The 19258-nt window shown below is 52.5% G+C and carries 18 protein-coding genes; 6 read left to right on the top strand and 12 right to left on the bottom strand.

Annotated features, from left to right (window positions below):
- Positions 1-5 precede the first annotated feature (5 nt).
- Both MKX64_RS21115 and MKX64_RS21110 read left to right on the top strand, forming a co-directional pair.
- Positions 6-1088, top strand: coding sequence for a GerAB/ArcD/ProY family transporter (locus MKX64_RS21115; protein WP_095265314.1), 1083 nt, complete (start codon positions 6-8; stop codon positions 1086-1088).
- Positions 1085-2185 carry a Ger(x)C family spore germination protein gene (locus MKX64_RS21110; RefSeq protein WP_095265315.1) on the top strand — a complete coding sequence of 367 codons (1101 nt, stop codon included), beginning with the start codon at positions 1085-1087 and terminating at the stop codon, positions 2183-2185. The genes MKX64_RS21115 and MKX64_RS21110 overlap by 4 nt, the downstream gene beginning before the upstream one ends.
- An 86-nt stretch (positions 2186-2271) precedes the next feature.
- Here the strand turns inward: MKX64_RS21110 and MKX64_RS21105 are convergent, their stop codons facing one another.
- The 4 genes from MKX64_RS21105 to MKX64_RS21090 form a co-directional block, all read right to left on the bottom strand.
- Complete coding sequence (locus MKX64_RS21105; RefSeq protein WP_341037273.1) at positions 2272-4086, bottom strand: DUF3658 domain-containing protein; 1815 nt, start codon at positions 4084-4086, stop codon at positions 2272-2274.
- A gap of 76 nt (positions 4087-4162) precedes the next feature.
- Positions 4163-5203 (bottom strand): ROK family transcriptional regulator, encoded by a 1041-nt coding sequence (locus tag MKX64_RS21100; protein WP_341037814.1) that lies wholly within the window; start codon positions 5201-5203, stop codon positions 4163-4165.
- A gap of 246 nt (positions 5204-5449) precedes the next feature.
- Complete coding sequence (locus MKX64_RS21095; RefSeq protein ID WP_176475428.1) at positions 5450-6409, bottom strand: phosphotransferase; 960 nt, start codon at positions 6407-6409, stop codon at positions 5450-5452.
- A 70-nt stretch (positions 6410-6479) separates the two neighbouring features.
- Positions 6480-7025, bottom strand: coding sequence for a GNAT family N-acetyltransferase (locus tag MKX64_RS21090; RefSeq protein ID WP_095397310.1), 546 nt, complete (start codon positions 7023-7025; stop codon positions 6480-6482).
- Between the two features lie 279 nt (positions 7026-7304).
- On the opposite strand from MKX64_RS21090, the gene glsA reads away from it, so the two are divergent.
- A complete protein-coding gene (glsA, locus tag MKX64_RS21085; protein WP_095265320.1) occupies positions 7305-8246 on the top strand; it encodes a glutaminase A in 942 nt (313 codons plus the stop codon).
- 124 nt (positions 8247-8370) lie between these two features.
- Here glsA and MKX64_RS21080 read toward each other — a convergent pair whose 3' ends face one another.
- Positions 8371-9858: a stalk domain-containing protein gene (locus tag MKX64_RS21080; protein ID WP_341037270.1), complete on the bottom strand. Its 1488-nt coding sequence runs from the start codon at positions 9856-9858 to the stop codon at positions 8371-8373.
- 340 nt (positions 9859-10198) lie between these two features.
- On the opposite strand from MKX64_RS21080, the gene MKX64_RS21075 reads away from it, so the two are divergent.
- Both MKX64_RS21075 and MKX64_RS21070 read left to right on the top strand, forming a co-directional pair.
- Positions 10199-11998 carry a hypothetical protein gene (locus MKX64_RS21075; RefSeq protein WP_341037269.1) on the top strand — a complete coding sequence of 600 codons (1800 nt, stop codon included), beginning with the start codon at positions 10199-10201 and terminating at the stop codon, positions 11996-11998.
- 235 nt (positions 11999-12233) lie between these two features.
- A complete protein-coding gene (locus tag MKX64_RS21070; RefSeq protein ID WP_230875777.1) occupies positions 12234-12869 on the top strand; it encodes a L,D-transpeptidase family protein in 636 nt (211 codons plus the stop codon).
- Positions 12870-12885: 16 nt separating this feature from the next.
- Here the strand turns inward: MKX64_RS21070 and MKX64_RS21065 are convergent, their stop codons facing one another.
- Both MKX64_RS21065 and MKX64_RS21060 read right to left on the bottom strand, forming a co-directional pair.
- A complete protein-coding gene (locus MKX64_RS21065; protein WP_196426448.1) occupies positions 12886-13170 on the bottom strand; it encodes a hypothetical protein in 285 nt (94 codons plus the stop codon).
- An 18-nt stretch (positions 13171-13188) separates the two neighbouring features.
- Positions 13189-13317, bottom strand: a complete 129-nt coding sequence (locus MKX64_RS21060) for a hypothetical protein (RefSeq protein WP_255222942.1) — start codon at positions 13315-13317, stop codon at positions 13189-13191.
- A gap of 216 nt (positions 13318-13533) precedes the next feature.
- Here MKX64_RS21060 and MKX64_RS21055 point away from each other — a divergent pair, with 216 nt between their 5' ends.
- Positions 13534-14451, top strand: a complete 918-nt coding sequence (locus MKX64_RS21055) for an aldo/keto reductase (protein WP_095265324.1) — start codon at positions 13534-13536, stop codon at positions 14449-14451.
- Between the two features lie 95 nt (positions 14452-14546).
- On the opposite strand, the gene MKX64_RS21050 is transcribed toward MKX64_RS21055, so the two are convergent.
- From MKX64_RS21050 to MKX64_RS21030, 5 genes are all read right to left on the bottom strand, one after another.
- The gene (locus MKX64_RS21050) at positions 14547-15278 is read right to left on the bottom strand and encodes a YwiC-like family protein (protein WP_095397314.1); all 732 of its coding nucleotides are present in this window, start codon (positions 15276-15278) and stop codon (positions 14547-14549) included.
- A gap of 37 nt (positions 15279-15315) precedes the next feature.
- Positions 15316-16848, bottom strand: a complete 1533-nt coding sequence (locus tag MKX64_RS21045) for a nitrate/nitrite transporter (protein WP_341037264.1) — start codon at positions 16846-16848, stop codon at positions 15316-15318.
- Between the two features lie 181 nt (positions 16849-17029).
- Positions 17030-17677, bottom strand: coding sequence for a response regulator transcription factor (locus MKX64_RS21040; RefSeq protein ID WP_095265327.1), 648 nt, complete (start codon positions 17675-17677; stop codon positions 17030-17032).
- A complete protein-coding gene (locus tag MKX64_RS21035) occupies positions 17677-18714 on the bottom strand; it encodes a PAS domain-containing sensor histidine kinase (RefSeq protein ID WP_413773629.1) in 1038 nt (345 codons plus the stop codon). The genes MKX64_RS21040 and MKX64_RS21035 overlap by 1 nt, the downstream gene beginning before the upstream one ends.
- A gap of 32 nt (positions 18715-18746) precedes the next feature.
- Positions 18747-19217 carry a GAF domain-containing protein gene (locus MKX64_RS21030; protein WP_155618541.1) on the bottom strand — a complete coding sequence of 157 codons (471 nt, stop codon included), beginning with the start codon at positions 19215-19217 and terminating at the stop codon, positions 18747-18749.
- Positions 19218-19258: the final 41 nt, after the last annotated feature.

Below are 19258 nucleotides of genomic sequence, written 5' to 3'. Positions count from 1 at the left end.
CCAAGTTGAAGGAAAAACTCTCCTTTTTTCACGTGATGATCCTGACTTATATGATCCAGACCGGTGTCGTGGTCTTCAGCATCACTCATCTGGAGGCGCTGCATTTTGGAACGAATGGCTGGCTTATGGCGCTGTTTACCTCGCTTGTCGTTCTCGTGAACCTGATGCTGATCGCCATCGTGCACCGGATGTCGAATGGAAGATCCATCTTTGAAATATTGGAGAAGAGCATTCCGAAGTTCATCCTGTTCCCTATTTATTTGGGTCTGGCGGCTCTGTGGTCGATGATCGGCTGTCTCGTAGCCAAAGAGTACGTGCTTATTTTTCAAATGTATGCTTTCCCTACAACCAGTCCGATGGTATTCAAGGTCGCGATTGATATCCTTGCCTTTCTATTAGTGATCAAAGGCGTCTATAACATTTCCAAAGCTTCAACCGTTTTCTTCTTCTCTACAATCTGGATGAATCTGCTCGTGTTCAAAGCGCTGGACGATATTAAACTGGAGCGGCTGACCACCTTTCTCTTTAAAGAGGGCGGGGATATGTTCACCGGCTTTTTGAACATTTATATCGCGTATATCGGCTATGAGCTTAGCCTTCTTCTGTTCCCGTACGTGAACAAAAAAACAAAGCTGATGAAGGCTGTCATGTACGGCCATCTGATTCGAACCTTTTTCTATTTGATGCTCGGGATCGTTTCTTATGGGATTGCGGGCCATAATTTGCTCAAGAAAATGCTGTTTCCCTTACTTGATCTGCTGGCGTATATCAAGCTGCCCTTTATCGAACGGGTCGAGAATCTATTCTATGGGTTCTTCCTGTTCACGACGCTGATCACGCTGGTTATGTACTATTGGGCGGCAGGCGAGAGCACCTTGAGAATTTTTCCGAAACTGAAAAGCAGTGTGCATTATTTTGTGATTATCCTCTGCTCCCTCATCGTCTCGACAGTCCCTGTCGCCCTCGATCAGGTTCTTCGAGTTCTCTATCTGCTCGGATGCGCCCAGATCGTCATTGCTTTCCTGTTGCCGGTTATCCTTATTCTGCTGCTCCTTATCCAACGAAGAAAGGTGGTGAAGCACGGATGAAGAAGGCGATCCTGTGTGTTATTCTGTGTTTCAGCTTGACGGCATCTGGCTGTGCGGCTGACTCGCGTATATTGGAGGATCTCGGCATGGTTCAGACCACGAGCTATGACCTGCTGCCAGACGGCATGCTGAGCATCACCGCCTCTATTCCGATGGCTGACCCCGAAGCCTCTGCCAAGCGGGAAGTCTTGACGGTGGTTGCTGAGAACACCAAGAATGGCCGGATTAAAATGTCCCGAGAAACCCAGCTCATATTGGTCAGCGGACAGATACGGAACGCGCTGTACGGATTGTCGATGGCAAAAAAAGGGATCTACCGCTATATGGATACACTCATTAGAGACCCTTCCATATCGCCGGAGTTAAAGATCAGTATCGTAGAAGGCAATGCCGGGGAGCTTCTGAGGAAGGACTATGACCAGCACCCGAGAACCGGGAAATATATCGACCACCTGCTGGAGAAGGAATCCTCGTGGCAGACCATTCCCCGGGTGACCATCCTTAGCTTCCTGCGGGACTTGTTTGACGATGGCATCGACCCGATCACCCCTATTATCAAAGATATGGGGAACAGCATTAAGATCAACGGCATCGCCCTGTTCCAGGACGATCGCTATGTTGCCAAGATCCCTGCAGATGATACGATGATTTTTGCGTTTCTGAAAGGCAGTTTTAAGGAAGGCGAGATCAATGTAGATCTTTCGGAGAACGGAGACAAGAAGGAATACGCCATGCTCAGCTCGCTTGTCAGCGGAAGAAAGCTAAAGGTGAGTTACCATAATCAGCAGATTAAAGTCCGCTGTGAGATCAAAATTATGTGCTCCATTCTGGAATTTCTCGGTGATCTGGAGATTAGCAATGAACAGGATCGGAATAAGCTGGAGCGCCGCATCTCCGACAAGCTTACCCGTAAAGCGGACAGCATGATCGCGCTGCTCAAGCAGCACAAAGTGGACAGCCTCGGCCTCGGATCGGCTGTGCGCAATAAGATCGGTTACGCCAACTGGAAGAAGATGAATTGGCGCGAAGAATTTCCTCATGTTGAAGTGGAGAATAAGATTAAAGTGGTCATTAAGGATTTCGGGGAAGTTCGTTAGGCTGCGTGAAGAGCGGCAACGCCTCTGCCTTGTGTTCATTACAGGTGCCCCGAATGGATCGTTTGCTGCCGGGACACCTGCGATATCTAGCTGGATTTAGGCTTATCCAGATGGTCGGACAGACGCATCACAGCTTCCTGCAAAGACGCCTGCTGCCTGGCATACATCCGCTCCAGGTCCTGCATCTTCTTCAACTGCTCGGTAAATTCATCGATGTTGGCATGGCAGTCATCCGGCAGCAGCCGGTACAGGCTTGAAGGATCCAGCTGCTCCAGCTCCTGGAGCAGCCTCCGCTCGTGATCCCTGCTCTCCGCCAGCTCGATGGCGGCTGTTCGAAGCGTGGCACAATGCCGGATGCGCGGCTCATCATCTGGAATGGCGGCGAGCGCAGCATCGGAGAGCGAGATGCTGTAATGGCGCATCGCGTCCAGATGGCCGGTATACCGGAATTTCCCCTGCCGGATCAATTGCCGTACCCGGTAGGCAATGAACGTATCAGAAATGTATTGATCAGCCTTTCCGATCACCTCCCCGATCACCCGTGCCGATTTAAGAAACCTGCCGTCCCTGGCTCCGATGGCATCCGCACACGCAAGTATGAAGGCATCATAATGGGACTCCTCGACCGTACACAGCTGTCCGTCCAGAACAATGCGAAGGCAACCATCTTCAAGCAGCAGGCGCTCCCAGTCTGCACGAAGGTCCGACTTCGCCTGCAGCGTCAGCTTCACAGGTCCGTCTTCTAGGAGCGGCTCAAGCTTATCCGGCACGATCTCACCGGTCCGCCTGTAATCGATCTGCGGGTACAGATCGGACAACATACGCCCGGGATTCACAACGAAGACCTCGGCCTCATCCGGAAGCAGTGTCATTAGACGTCGCAACCCCAGCTGTTCGGAAGCGGAGTCGCTGGCCCAGATGACGCATTCGGTATCCTTCCATTGATCGGGCCAGGTTAGCCAGGCTGCTGTCGAATCAATCAGCATCGACCTCGTCCCATCATGTTCCTCCTCCGATACGGCGAAGCGGGACAGCAGCCAATGATGACGCTCCCGGAGTTCCGTTCCCTCACACCCTCTCGGCAGCGGGCCCACCATGAAATCATCCGGCAGGGCAATCACCATCTCCCCCTGACGGTTCCGATTCCGCAGAGCCAGCCGCAGCGATCCGGCTGCCGATTCATCAAACGTTACATGAACCCGGGCTATCCCGCTCCGATGAAGCGGGGATTCCAGCAGATAGCGCTCATTGCCGAAGCCCCATTCCTTATCAAACCCGTTCAGAAACAGCTCCATCAGCTGATGCCTGCCCGCAGCCAGCATGCGTCCGGTATCCGTATTCATGCGATCTTTAAGCTTTAGGAGCTTCTCACTGAAATGATTGATGGCTGTACTCTTCTCATGCCGATATTGATCACGGGTCATCCCTTCTCTTACCGGTATGGCCGGATCGTATATCCCCTGTCCTTTCCATCCCGAATATGCAAAGGTTCTCGCAATCCCGATAAAGCCCAGCGCATCCAGTCGGTCCGCATCCTGCACAATGGCGCCCTCCAGCGTCTTCATCGCCTGCCCTGAACCCCCGGCAAACGACATCGTCCCGATAATGTCCAGCACATGCTCCCGGTCCGCTGGTGCTGTTCCCGCTTCTTCAAGCCAGCGCTGGACTCGGTGTAATCCTACCTCCTTCGAAGCATTCAGCTTCTCATCGGCCACATCATGCAGCAGCGAGGCCAGCTCGCATAGGTAGGCATCTGCCCCCTCCATCACCGAGAGCAATCGTGAAAGACGGGTGACGCGCATAACATGCCACCAGTCATGACCGCTGCTGTCCTGTTCATGTACAGCCCGGGCAAAACGTGCCGCCTCCCGAATGATTCGTTCCTGGTTTGCGTGTCGCACGTGGCAACCTCCCTTCTTCTCCATCAAGCGGATCATCATTCTTGTCATACCTAATCCATCACTGTTCTGGACCGGATTAATTCCCGCCTGCCTCCCTGGACAGCATCAGATCAAGGGACAATCCCTGTAAGCCATACAAGTAATCCTGCTCCCAATCGCCAAGTATGAATGCCGGAAGATGCTCACGCGGAATATAGGCCTGGCTTGCAGCCTCCAATTGCGCCAGCAGCCCTTCATTCGCCTCATGTCTGGACAAAATGACCCCGTGCGGATTCAGCACAGCCGCAAAAACCGCAATCAGGCGTGCAACAGCATCCACCGACAGATCCCCGTCCGGGGAGCGCGGGTGAGGATGGGACGCCCGCATCGCTTCCCCGAAGTTATATTGATCGTATAGAGGCACAAATGACACTTCCCCGGAGAAAAAAGAGCTGCCGCGCATGATGTTCCCGTCCAGCATAATCCCCGAGCCCGGCCCGTTCTGACCGAAATACAGATACACCAGCGACGGCTGGAGCTTGCTTCGCTGATGTCTCGCCATATAGTAGCCGTATACGGCTGCGTTCATATCGTTCTCGATGACGGTAGGCAGCTGGAAGCGCTGCTCGCAGTGTGCTTTCAGATCCAGATCATGAAATTGTTCATATTCCGGAATATAAATTAGCCGTCCATTGTTCACCGCAGCAGGCACGCCGACGGAAACGGCTGATATTTGGGGATGTTTGTTCACCAAAGCTGCAATCAGGGCATCAAAGTCTGTAATATCCGCTGTCAGCACACTCGCAGCATGACCTTGATCCTTCACCTCGCCGGCACAATTAAAGACGATATAACTCGTTTCCGTTCGCTCCAGGAACAGAGCCAGACCAAGCATAACCTCCGGATTGTAACTGTACCGGTTTGCTCTTCTGCCGCCGCTTGAATCATCCAGTTGCACGGGGAGGAGCTCACCCGCCTTCTCCATCTGCCCGAGAAACTTGCTGACCGTCGGGAAGCTGACCCCGAGCCTGTCGCTGAGCTCCGCCTTTGTAGCGCTTCCAAGCTCGAGCAGCGCGGACCGCAAATTTCTCAGAATCGTTCTTCTAACCGCCTTCGGGTCTGCGATAGATCCGTTCAACACTTGTCCCCCTCCAACATATTAAATCCGTTTAATAAGGTGAGCCGAGTGTATCATATCGTTCTTGCTCCGTGCAAGTAAGCAGGGGCTGTCTCCATGAATACCGGTATCATCCTTGAAGCCCCTTCGAAACTTGCTTGCACCTTCCCTGACGCAGCTTAGAGCATGCCCTAGGTGCCAGCTGACTAGCACCGCTAAGCAAGGCATGTGATCTCCGCTGTGACGGGACGTGATAGACGATGTCCGTTATGGCTGTTGAGCTAACCTGCTTAGGCAGCCGACGAGATTGGCAGCCGTTTCCTCATATTGGACGAGCAGACGCTCCTTGGGCCATATCGCCTCATCCCGCTTCAGATCATCTGCGATCAACAGCAGCATCCACAGTGAGAATATCACGGAGAAACGGTAGTAGTCCCGGATAAATGTCTCCAGCTCCCAGCTGCGGCCATACGGTATTGAAAAGCTGACATACACGCTTAGCAGCGTCTCGCGCTCCGCAGGCGTCACCGATTTCGGAAACATCGGATGTGTCATATCGATCAGATGGTATAGATCCCAGAATGGCGAGTTCAGATGCGCGTGCTCCCAGTCGATAATGTACAGACGCCCGTTCTCGCCCTTCGCATAATTGCCCAGATGCAAATCGCCGTGAGACAATACCCTGATTGATGACAACGCCTGACCGGACACATAATCATCGATCCATTCATCGAGCGTCCACGCCCATCCGAGCTCTGCAAGCAAAGAAGCGGCCTTCTCCCGCTTCAGCAGAAGATCAGACGCCATGCTGGCAATCGACGGCTTGGGCCCTTGGCTGTTTAACCCGCTCCAATGCTGTTCCGGGAAGGAATGCCACCAGGCCATTTGCTGCACGACCTCGGTCGCCAGCTCCACACTATACTCATGCCGCAGCAGTCCAAGATCCTCGAATATTGTCCAGCCGTCTTCCCCGGCCCCTTCCCCCGATGAGGCCAGCAGCAGCGGGAAAATCGCAGGAAAAGAACTCAATACATGCCGATATATCCACGCCTCCCTGTCGATGCTCTCCCGATTGGTGAGCGGTTTGAAGACGTAGCTCTGCTCTGGCCCTGGATAGAAACGCTCTACCCATCGGCCATTCATTCCTTGATATAACGGCTCCCTCTTCCACAACCCTTGCCCGTTTAGCGTTCCATCCGGAAGGACGTAACTGCTCAGGTCTTCCATAATCCCCTCTCCCAACCTTACAACGTGCTTACACCAACCGTCTAGTTCCGCGACCCTGGATACACCGGAGCTACGCCTGAACCGGCTTCTCATAAATGTTGAACTCCCCATTCGTCCCAACAAAGCGATACCCGTTCCCACTGTAAAATGCATTCAGCGTTGGATTGTTAGCCATACAGTCCAGCCTTACCCGATCCTTACCCTCAAAACGGATGCCGGCATCGCACCAGCGGAGGATCGCTTGGCCGAGTCCGGAATTCGCATACTGGCGATTGATGGCCAGCCTGTGCAAGTACAGGGCCCGATCTTCGGGATGCGCCTTGTCGCCCCACAGGGAGTAATCCCACTGGCTTGGCTGTTTCATCAGAATGACCATGCCGGCAACCTGTTCCCCGTCCATCGCCACAAACACCTCGCCGCGCTCGATTGCGCTGGGGGTATCATGGGAGTCCTTGCCTTCAAGCAGTCCGCTCCATTGATCGGAGCCTTTGCTTTTCAGCCAGCGGGCCGTTTCCAGCAGCAGGCCCATGACCGCCTCCGTATGCTCCGGCTGTGCCTGCCCCATCGTCAATGAATGATGAATGTTCGTCTCTTGTATCGTAAATGATATCTTCATTCGATTGTGTTCACTTCCATCTCGTCAAGAATATGTACATCCAATTTGAAATTCGTCGATTTTAAATATATACCGATTATCATGGAATTGATTTCCGTGGTCAAGCTCTGCCAGGAGAGACAACCTGTTTATTTACTGTTGACTGTATATTGGACTGATCTTATGTTCTATTATAAGAAGATATATACTATGCGCTACCCCCGCCGGGGCCAATACAATAAGGAAAGTGGGCCCTTAGTAATTTCTAATGAGGATTCATGAAAGGAGCACAGATCTACAATGTTGGCTGTTGATATGGAAACGATACGCAAGCAGTTGCCTGTCTGGGTGGAGGTCAGCAGGCCTCATGCAGCACATGGAAAGGTAGCCTCGTATATCCCTGAACTGTCCAAAGCACCTGCAGACGCGCTTGGAGTCACCATTCTAACGAAGGACGGGGAGTCTGCGAGCGCGGGCGACTGCGGCATGCGCTTTACGCTCCAGAGCATTTCCAAAGTGTTCACGCTCATTCTGGCTCTCATGGATCACGGGGAAGATGAGGTGTTCAGCAAAGTCGGCATGGAGCCGACCGGCGACAACTTCAACTCCATGCTGAAGCTCGAGCTGGTGCGTCCAGGCATTCCCTTCAATCCGCTGATTAACGCCGGGGCCATTACCGTCTCCTCTTTCATTCGAGGCAGAGACCCCAAGGAGAAATCCGAACGAATCCTTCAGTTTTTCAAGGATCTGACCGGCAACCCTGGCCTCGATTACGATCTTCAGGTGTATCGCTCCGAATCCGAGACCGGAAATCTGAACCGCTCCATTGCCTACTTCCTGAAGGAGAACGGCGTTCTGAATGGGGATGTTGAAGAGGTGCTGGACGTGTATTTCCGCCACTGCGCCATCCTTGCAGATTGCTCCGATCTTGCCCGAATGGGCCTCGTGCTTGCGCACAACGGGGTTGACCCGATGACGGGCCAAACGCTCATTCCCCGCAGATATGTGCAAATCGCCAAAACCTTTATGACGACCTGCGGCATGTACAATGCATCCGGAGAATTCGCCATCCAGGTCGGCCTCCCTGCCAAAAGCGGGGTGTCCGGCGGCATCCTGTCACTTGTTCCCGGATACTGCGGCATCGGCGTTGTCGGACCTGCGCTGAACGACAAAGGCAACAGCCAAGCTGGTGTACATCTTATGGAGCATATGTCACGTGAGCTGGACTGGAGCATGTTCTAGGATGGTTCAGGTTATATCACAATAAAAGGTCCGGGAAACAGCGCTCTTACATGAGCCTTCCCGGACCTTTGTACGCATTCTACCAACCCCGCGCTATTATAATGACATTCTGCTCAATAGAGGATTACCTGATGCTTTCCCCAAGCTGGACTTCTCCGGTTTCCTGGTTCCAATAGAGAGGGATACCGAGCTTCTCGCAGATCAGTTCCAGCGGATACATCGTGGAATTGGCCAGATACGGAAGTTCAAGCTTCTCTTTGGTCGCTTTCCCGTTCACTAGCAGTACCGGCGGATTGCTTTTCTTAACCGCAATGGTCTTTCCCTTATAAGAAAAAGAGATCACCGGATACCTCTGATTGTTGGCCTTCGGATCCGGATTTGACTGCCCAATTTTCGTGGTGACGCCCAGCGACTGAAATACACTGGTAAACGGTACGTACAGCTCTCCGTCAATGACGGCAGATGATGCATAGAACCGGACGTTCTCCCCGTTCACCTTCCAGGTCATGGCTGGGAGCACCTGGGCTGCGCTGTTGCCTTTGAGCTGCTGTGATCCGGCGACAGTTCCCATTCCCGAATAGTAACCGTCGCCCCATGCGAGCAGCTTTCCATCCTCGCTGACCGCGTAGCCGGTTTGGCTTGCCGAGCCCTCGATGGCCTTGATACCGGTGAGTCCTTTGACCTGAAACGGCTTCGCTGTAGGTACCGTGTTGTAGTTCCACTGCCAGACGGTCCCGTCGCTTTTCAGCATATACAGACGTTGGTAGCCTGTCTTGATCTCTTTAATCTGTTTCATGCCGATCACATCTTTCACAGCTGCAGGCGGCTTGTTGCTATCAGCGTTCCAGTGAAGAACGGTACCATTGCTATGGAGGAGGAACACATCTGAATATGACACTGCTATTCTTTCAATTGAAGAAGCTAGAGGTTTTACTTCCCTCAGCTCATTCTCTGTACGATATCTGTCATAAAAGCTGTTGTACATATTCAGTGTCCCTACGTTCCCGTCCTCATCCAGCACAACCGCTTCATATCTGGCCATCACGGCCTCCCGAACATCTGAAAAGCCCTTAAGGCGAGTGAGCCGGATATCGAAGGCTTGGTGATCCCGGAACGAAGGATACCACAGCGTCGCTGTGCCGTCCTTATGAATGACAATGGAGCCGAATGCCTCGGAATAAGCAAGCCGCTTAACATTGTGCAGCTGCGTTAATTGAATCGGATCTCCCCGTTTTTGAAACGGCAGCTGTGCGTCACCGTTCATATAAGGTGTATAGAAATCTCCCCATGCCCACACCTCACCGTCCTTGTTTAGAGCAAATGAAGTGCTGCCTCCGGCCTGAACCTGAATAATGTCCGACAATCCTTCCACGGTCTTGGGAACGAATTGATGAATGGCCGTCCCATCCCCAACCTGTCCGAATTTGTTGTAACCCCAAGTGGTGACAGAGCCGTCACTCCAAGCGGCAACGCCATGACCATTTCCGCCAGCAGCACTTACAGGCTGTACGGTTGGGGCGGCTTGCGCATGGGTCTTCCAGCCGATAGAACCTACCGTCACCGCAAGCAGAACCGCCAGAACACCTTTCGCCCAATGTTTTGCAGTTTTCAAATATAACAATCCTCCATTCCGCCATTAACTTGTACTCTCGTTCTACCAAACGATGAAAAAGGGAAAATGTTTCATTCCTTCGTCATTTTTCCTAATCGATGATCATTCTTTATGCCCGTGCGATTGGCACTAAAATCCTCGCAATGTCTTAATATTCCATATCATGGAAAGTAACGATGAAACAAAAATAGTTCCATGTGAGCAGGCCGTGCCAGCCGCGGCTGAAGCGCTTCAGACTACTAAGAACTTGGCCTCATCTCTTTTTCTATGTTCGATGCTATAATAAGCCCGGTTAAATCCATAAAGAGAGAGGTTATCGCAAAAGAATGGAGGGAAATGGATGAATGTGAAAAAACGTCAAATGCTCATAGTCCTGCTGACTGCTCTTCTTTTGGCTGGATTTCAGGCTCCGGCACATGGAGAAGCGACCGGAGTTCGGGCAACCTGGGTGTGGCAGACAGAATTCATTGCGGATCGCGGAGAGCAGCTTATTGCATTTGCAAAAGATGAAGGAATCAACCTCATTTATTTACAAATTCAGCGCCAGCTTCCAAAACCAATGTACGAACACTTTATCCAGCAGGCTCACGAGAACGGAATTGCCGTCCATGCCCTGGGAGGAGATCCTAGATGGGCGCTTGCGGAGTATCGTAACGATATGCTGGACTTTGCCGATTGGGTTACCAGCTACAATAGGGAGGCAGCTGCCCGTTTTGACGGTATCCACCTCGATATCGAACCCTATGTGCTTGATCAATGGGAAGATCAGCATCCGTCGATCATCGAATCCTGGCAGCGCAATTTGACCGCATTTCTGAACACCATATCCGATGCCGGACTGGAAACGGGAATAGACATCCCATTCTGGTTTGACTCTTTCACCCTGGCGGATGGGACCGGACTAAACGAATCGCTGATGAACGATTTTGACCACGTTACGGTGATGGCTTACCGGAATCAGCTCGATTCAGCGAACGGAATCATATCTCTGGTTCAATCTGAGCTGGAGCTTGCCAGTCGGCTAGGACATCGGGTGATCGTTGCCGTCAATACCAAAGAGATGCCGAAGGAGCCTCATACCTCCTTCTATGGACTCGGCAAAACGTATATGAATCAGACGCTGCTCGAACTGCAGCATGAGCTCAGCTCTTTCCCTTCCTTCGCTGGGCTGGCGATCCATGACTACCGCAGCTGGGAGAGTATGCCCCATTCAGAGGATAGTGGACCGAATCAGCCGCCTGACAATGAAGCGCCTGCTCCTGTTCCAGATCCTGTTCCAGAACCGGCCCCTGATCCGGGTACCGGGGAACCCGTTCCAGCCCCTGACCCCATCGAGCATGCTGAACCGATAAGAGGGACCTATATATGGGAAGCAGAACAGGCAGTACATGAGAGCCAGGAAATTCTTGAATTCGCCCGTGAGAAGAATCTGAATTTACTGTACGTCCGGCTGGACCTTGAACAGCCGTTCAGCGCTTATTCTTCGTTTGTCCGAGATGCGGCCGAGGCCGGAATTGAAGTTCACGCCTTGGGCGGTCATCCGCTATGGGCGCTTGAAGAGAACCGGGACAGAATGATGCGGCTTGTCCATTACGTCAAGGACTATAACCGGAATGTGGACAGCCTTTCCCGCTTCCACGGCATTCATCTGGATATCGAGCCTTATGTGCTTCCTGGCTGGAGCAGCCATACGCCGGATATCATTTCCCAGTGGACATCCAATATCGATGCTTTTGTCCGCGAAATGAGGCGTGACTCGGAGTTGAAGTCCAGCATGGACATGGCCGCATGGCTGGACAAACACGCGGTACCCGGCGAGAACCTGTCCCTGGCCAAATGGATGATCAGCCGGATGGATCATGTATCCGTCATGGCCTTCCGCGATACGGCCGAAGGCTCGAACGGGATCGTCAGCATCGCCCGGGAAGAAATTGCATATGCAGATGAGCTGGGAAAGCCCATTCTCCTTTCGGTCGAAATGAAGGAAAGTCATGAAGGCAATCATATTACGTTCTATGAAGAAGGCGCTGCCTATATGGAAGAGGAGCTTGCCAAGCTGCCCGGACTTTTGCAGCACTCGTCCTCTTATTCAGGCATCGTCGTTCATGCCTATGATTACTGGAAGAATGCGAGACCCTGAGCTAATGCTTTAACAGCTTGCAAATCGCTTAGGCAACAACCCTCCCCCCTAGGGACGGGTTGTTGCCTTATTTTATCGTCCTGCTCGTATAGGCCCTCCTCTGCAAGGGAATATTACCCATGTCTTATGAGCATCAACGTATGTGTTCATAAACATCATTATCGACAAAGGGAAGCGTATTCGAATGAAACATATCCATATATGGACGATTGTTCTCTTTATCTCTTTAGGCAATATGTATATCGGGACCGATACCGTCTATGCGGATCCCTCCCTGCCGATCATAGCGGAAGATCCAGAATACACCATTGATATCTATCCCTCTCACCACAAGCTTGTCGTGTCAAAGCAGGGCAAGATAATAAAAACCTACCGGGTTGCCGTAGGAAACCCATCCACGCCAACGCCAGTAGGAGAATACCTCATCACTTATAAAGGCAAAAATTGGGGACCCTCTTACGGGCCTCGCTGGCTCGGGCTGAATGTTCCATGGGGGCATTACGGCATTCACGGCACGAACAAGCCCTATTCCATCGGCCAGCATAGAAGTCATGGATGCATCCGCATGTATAATCATGAGGTCATAGAACTGTTCGATCTCGTCCCCATTGGCACTAAAGTTACTATATTCGGCCATGTGCTCGGAGATTGGATGCAGAGTCCAAGAAACCTTGCTGCAGGCGATATCGGAGGAGATGTACAGCTCGTCCAGAACCGCTTGAAAAGTGCCGGTTATTATGACGGTATGTGTGACGGCAAATTTGACGCTAATACCACAGCAGCACTAAGACGGTATCAACGGGACCTCGGCCTCCCCGAAAACGGTGTTGTCAGCTCCAAAGTCTATCAGGAATTAGGGCTGATCGAATAATTGCCTTATCGCTGCATCATCTTCGTATTAAAGCATTAATAAGATCGCCCACGCTCACATTGCCTATCTCCTCAGCCAGCCGATCCGCCTCTGTCCTTCTCCGAAGAGAGCCTGCAAGTACAATGGCCACCTTCTGGTCCCGGTCGACCAGGACGGATTCAACCTCCAGCGCATTGGTCAGAATACCCACGATCACGGCGATTTCCTGTGGAGACAGATTGGGGAGCGAGGTTTTTTTTTTGCTTTTTGCTCTGCTTCTACCGTTATTTCCGTTGTTGCCGTTCTTGCCATTTATTCTCACGGGCTCCCCACCTCCCCACTACACGATAACGATAGGACTGCCTGCTCCTCCAAGGATGCTTGATCCGCCCAATCCCCCGATCAGGGATGCCAGGATTACAATGACAACGATAAGCGTAACGAGGCGTTGATTGTCTTCTTCATTCATGATCGATCCCCTCCAATTGCATGGATGGTTCTTCTTATTATATGAACGCGGGTTTTTTGGTGTTCCACAGGCTTGTGACATCACCGGATTCGACTTCATGCCTGCTCGTTTGACTGGTGTTGTTTTTATCGCTCCGAACGCTTGACATTCCGTTCCCTCCTGTCACAATAGAGAGGAAGTGCTGCACTACATACTTTAATTAGGAGGATCCCACACATGAGAACGATTACACTCGGAAGCAGCTCACTTGAAGTTCCCGCGGTCGCCGTAGGGTGCATGCGGATCAATTCATTGGATAAAACAGAAGCGGAACGCTTCGTACGCACAGCGATGGAGGAAGGCGCCAACTTCTTCGATCATGCTGATATTTATGGAGGCGGTGCCTGCGAAGAAATCTTCGCAGATGCTGTTCAGATGAATCCGACCGTTCGCGAGCAGATGATTCTGCAATCCAAATGCGGCATTCGGCAAGGGATGTTCGATTTCTCCAAAGAGCATATTCTCGCTTCGGTTGACGGCATTCTGAGCAGACTGAAAACCGATTACCTGGATGTGCTGCTGCTTCATCGCCCTGATGCGCTCGTTGAGCCCGAGGAAGTAGCTGAAGCATTCGATCAGCTGGAGCGTTCCGGAAAGGTTCGGCATTTCGGTGTCTCCAACCAGAACCCGATGCAAATCCAGCTGCTCCAGAAGTCGGTCAAACAGCCGATTGTAGCCAACCAGCTGCAGCTTAGCATCACCAACGCCACCATGATCTCCAGCGGCATTAACGTCAATATGGAGAATGCGTCAGCTGTCAACCGCGACGGCAGCGTGCTTGACTTCTGCAGGCTGCATGACATCACTATCCAGCCTTGGTCTCCGTTCCAGTACGGATTCTTCGAGGGTGTCTTCCTGGGCAGTGACAAATTCCCGGAGCTGAATCAGAAGATCGACGAGCTGGCCGAGAAATACAGCGTCACCAATACCACGATCGCCATTGCATGGCTGCTCCGCCATCCGGCCAACATGCAGCCGATTATCGGGACGATGAATACCGAGCGTCTGAAAGACTGCATTAAGGCTACTCATATCACCTTGACGCGTCAAGAATGGTACGAAGTATATCGCGCAGCGGGCAACATTCTACCGTAACAAGCTTGTACGGGCATGTTAACAGGTTCCTATCATAAACAAACCTCCAAGACCGCCAATCTGGAACAGATTGGCTTTGCTCTTGGAGGTTTTTTTCACATATGGAGAAAGATTATGGCCAGCACGAGAAACTGCACCGCTCCGGCAATTTCGAGTATGCCAACCTTCATCGGCTTGATGACCTTCCCGGAAAGCACCAGCGCGCGCGCCAGCGGAAACAGGAAAGCCAGCGTCAGCCAGGGATAGCCGAGCAGGAACGGAACGAGCAGAATCACAGCATGATAAGCTTTGGAGTAGTATGTATACCGCCTGTTCTTCCGCTCGCGGAACACCGATTTCACGAACAATGCCGTCCCCGTAAAGTACAGAAAGTTTAACAACACCACAGCTGCGAGTCCGGCATCAAGCCCGCCTCCCCCCAGCATGTAGGCAGCAGCCCCGCCTGTGCAAAACAGCAGTATTGCACAGATATCATTAAAGAGCGCACGCTCCTTCTTCCGGAGCACATGCCATATGTTAACCATGATGAACAGCAGCAAGACCGGAGCATACCCGAACAGCCACGGCTCCTGCAGCACAACCGGGATGAGCATAATGACCGCCGCAGCGCCATAGCCAATCCCCCATCTGATCCAGCTTCTTTGCCTGCTCCCCTTCTTCAGAGCCTGCAGCAGTGGGTACGACGCCAGATAGAGCAGCAGCCAGGCCAGAAAGAGCGGCACGTGAAGCAGGATCGGCTGTGCCGCCATCGTGCCGATCATATAAGGCACGGCAAGCATAGCCCAGCCTCCATGCTCGCGGGGGATTACAATTCTCGACTCCTTCATACCTTCGCCACCTTTCCACTACGATTTGAACGCTGGATCAAGGTTTAGCCACGCGGTCTTCCATGGCTGAAGCGCCTGGCGTGCGGTCTGTAATATCGCTGAAGGTGCCTACATAGTGCACGATTTCCCCCGTCTCATCCTTCACCACATTGATCGTCAACAGCTCCAAATACTGTTCCCCGTTCTTTCTCCGGTTCCAAATTTCACCCTGCCAGCTGCCCTTCTCCATTATCTCCGCCCACATCGACTGGTAGAACTGCGGCGATTGCCTTCCGGATTTAAGCAGACTTGGGTTTCTGCCAAGCACTTCCTCTTCCGCATAGCCTGTTAGTCTTGTGAAGGCAGGATTTACAGCATAGATACGCCCTTTCGCATCCGTGACCAGAATGCCCTGGCCGGTAGAGTTGAACACCTGGGAGGTCACGGCGAGCTTATCCTGATAATACATCCACACAACCAGTACAAAGCTGGCCAGTGCAACCTGGGACAGCGCCATGAAGCCGATTGAGTATTGGCCGGTTGCCGAATGAATGAAGGAAAGCATCAGCGGCGGGAAGAATCCGCCCAGGCCGCCCATCATCGACACGATACCATTGACAATGCCCGCCTGTTTATTGAAATAAAGCGGCACCAGCTTGAAAATAATGCCGTTGCCAAGCCCAGCGCATACCGCGATGGTTAAGCATCCAACCGTGTACAGCGCGATGGACGGCGAGAACGCCAGGAGAACCGCCGCCAAGGTCATGCCGATAAATACCCCCATCAGCAGAAACAGCGGCTTGAATTTATCCGCAAGCCAGCCGCCCACCGGACGGAGGAAGGTGGCGATCAGGATGAAACCGGCTGTTCTCAGCCCTGCATCCACCTTCGGCAGCTCGAAATGACTGACCAGAAAGTTCGGCAAATATACGGTAAAGGCCACGAATGAACCGAACGTAATAAAGTAAAACAGCGAGAAATACCAGAGCTTATCATTTCTATATACACCCTTGATCTGCTCCATCACCGGGGTTTTCACCCTCGGCTCCTTCCGGTCGCCCAGCACGGCGTTTAATGCCGCAAAGACGAGCAGCAATATCAAGTACATTTGGATTGTAGCCGACCATCCGATCTGGGTAGCGATGACCGGTGCAGCAAATGTCGTGATGGCCGTTCCCAGGTTGCCCATCCCGTAAATGCCGTTAACCAGTCCCAGTTTTTCCTTCGGATAGTATTTGGGCAGAGAGGTAACCCCTACCGAGAATACCGCGCCGCCAATCCCCAGGAACAGGCCGCCGATTACCAGGTGCGTTACACTTGAAGCCGTGCTGATGAAATACACCGGAAACAGCAGCAGAATAAAACTGACAATAAACACAATCCGTGCCCCTACCACATTGGCATAATAGCCAAGCGGAATCCGCAAGACGGACCCGAGCACAACCGGGATGGCGGTCAAGATGGCGATCCGGTCAGCCGGGATGGCGATATCCTCCCGAATAAAGGGCAGCAGCGCCGAGATGATCACCCCTACCATAAACCCAAGCACCAGATTCATCGTTTGCAGCGGCAGCTGCAGCTTCTTGATCATTCTAATCACCTTTTCTGTGCATAATGAATGGCTCTTACGATTGATCCCCGTTTTCATTGTAAGTGCACTTATTCACAAAAATAATAGGGAAGTTCCCTGAACCTGAGCAAGGAACTTCCCTATTATGATGAATGGATAACTTCAAGGCGCCGAAACCTCTCCCCCTGCCTGGCGGAGGAAATCAAAAATCAAGCAGCTTTTTTTTCAGCGCATATTCAACCAGCTCCGGCCGGCTCTTCAAATTGAGCTTCTCCATAATTTTGGCCTTATGCGCTTCCACTGTCTTGACGGAAACATACAGCTTCTCGGCGATCTCCTTGTTGCCGTAACCTTTGGCGATCAGCGGCAATATTTCGACCTCTCGCCTGGACAGGCTGTTGAACGGATCCTGCTCGGCGCTCTCGCTGTCCTTTTTGATGAATTCCCGCACCAGGGAGGTCGCCATCTGCGGATGGATATAGGTGCCGCCTGCATGAACCATGCGAATGGCCGAGACAAGCTCGTCGTCCGGTGCATTTTTCAGTACATAGCCCGCTGCGCCGTTCTTCAGAACATGGAACAAATAATCTTCGTCATCATACATCGTTAAAATGATAATTTTCGTGTCCGGAAACTCGCTGCTGATTTTGCCGGTGGCGATCAGTCCGCTTTCCCCGGGCGGCATGCTCAAATCCATCAGCAGCACATCCGGCCGGTGCTGAGCCACCATCGCATAAGCCTCCAGACCGTCCGCTGCCGTCGCTACCACTTCCATGTCTTCCTGATAGTTCAATATCATCGTAAATCCGCTCCGAACAACAGCATGATCGTCCGCAATCACAATCCTCATCATCCCACCTCCTGCTGCTCTGCCCGGGACAGCGGAATGCTGAGCTGAACCGTCGTTCCTTCCCCGAGTGCCGAACGAAGCATAAACTGGCCGCCCACCAGCTCGGCGCGTTCGCGCATCCCATACAAGCCGAGGCCGGTTCCCTTCGCCTCGTCAATGACCATATCAAAGCCTACGCCTTCATCGCGCACCGTCAGCAGCAGATGGCCGTTCTCTTCGCACAGCCGTACGTACACTTCATCCACACCCGAGTACTTCAGGGCGTTCAGCAGCGCCTCCTGGCACACCCGATAAACGACCGTCTCCATCTCGCTGCCGTACCGGGCCGCCGCAAGCTCGGCCGAGAACTTCACCAGCAGACCGTAATTTTTCTCCAGCCACTTGAAATGAGAACGGAAGGCTGCTTCGAGGCCCAGATCATCCAGGGAGGAAGGGCGCAGCTCTACCGACAAGTGCCGGATATCATCCAGAAGCCGTGTCAAAGACTGCTCGGTATGCTGCAGCTTCTTCAGCACATCCTCCCCGACATCCATATATTTAATGACGCGCAGATCGACCAGCGAACTGAGCAGCTCCTGAGCCACGCTGTCATGCAGCTCGCGGGATATTCGCTTGCGCTCGTCCTCCTGCGCTTTAATGACATATTTAAGCATATGGTTGCGCTGCAGCATCTCCTGCGTTTTCTGCTGCTTGGTCAGATCCAGAAGCATCAGCACCCGCACCCCCCGAGCCTCATCAATCGTATGGTAGCTGGCGGCAAACGGAACGACACCCCCGTCCCTAGTCTTGAGAAACACCTGAAAGGAAGAAAATTCCCCCTGCGGATAATTCAGATAGCACCGGGCACAGGAGATCAGTTCCTGTTCATCGGTATAGCCTTCACAGGTTTGACAGAAGGAGGGATCAGCCCCTGTACGGATCTGCTCAATGACTTGCGGGTCGATAATCTGCTCCGCCGCAGGATTCATATCGATCACCTTGCCCTCCTGGTCGATGAAGATCATCGCTTCCATGCTGTTCCGGTACAGCTTGTTCATCAACTCGCCTAGCCGTTCTCCGCTCAAAGCGTTCAAGGCTGCGACACCTCCCTGATTTGAAAAGCGCCCAATGAGGCTCCGAGGCTGTTCTGGAATCGGGCAAAGGACGCCTCATCCAGTTCGTTCTCCTTCCGGAAACCGACCAGAAGCACGCCAATGACGCGGGATCCCTCCCATAAAGGCAAGGCGCCAAGACTCCGCAACTGTTCTGATACAATGATCGGATAATTGAATAAATCCTTGGCTTCGATATCGGTACTGACATTTTGAATCAGCATCGCTTTCCCGGTTTTAAATACGATCCCGGCGACGCCTTTGCCGGAATGGAGCACGATCCGCTTGTACCGGTCGTTCCTGTTCCCCGAAACGTACTGCCATGTAAGCACAAACCGGTCTTCAGCCGGCTGCACGAGCGCCAATGACACAAAGTCGAATTGAAACCTGCTCCGAATGCCGTCAATCTCCTGCTGATAATGAAATGAATGGAGATTCGTCATGGTCATACCCCTAACTCCTCTGATGTAGAAAAGAAGGCCGCGATCAG

It is taken from the genome of Paenibacillus sp. FSL M8-0334, assembly GCF_038000405.1.
GTDB lineage: Bacteria > Bacillota > Bacilli > Paenibacillales > Paenibacillaceae > Paenibacillus_AQ > Paenibacillus_AQ campinasensis.
Note: the sequence above shows the minus strand (reverse complement) of the source record. Positions and strands in the feature narration are given on the sequence as shown.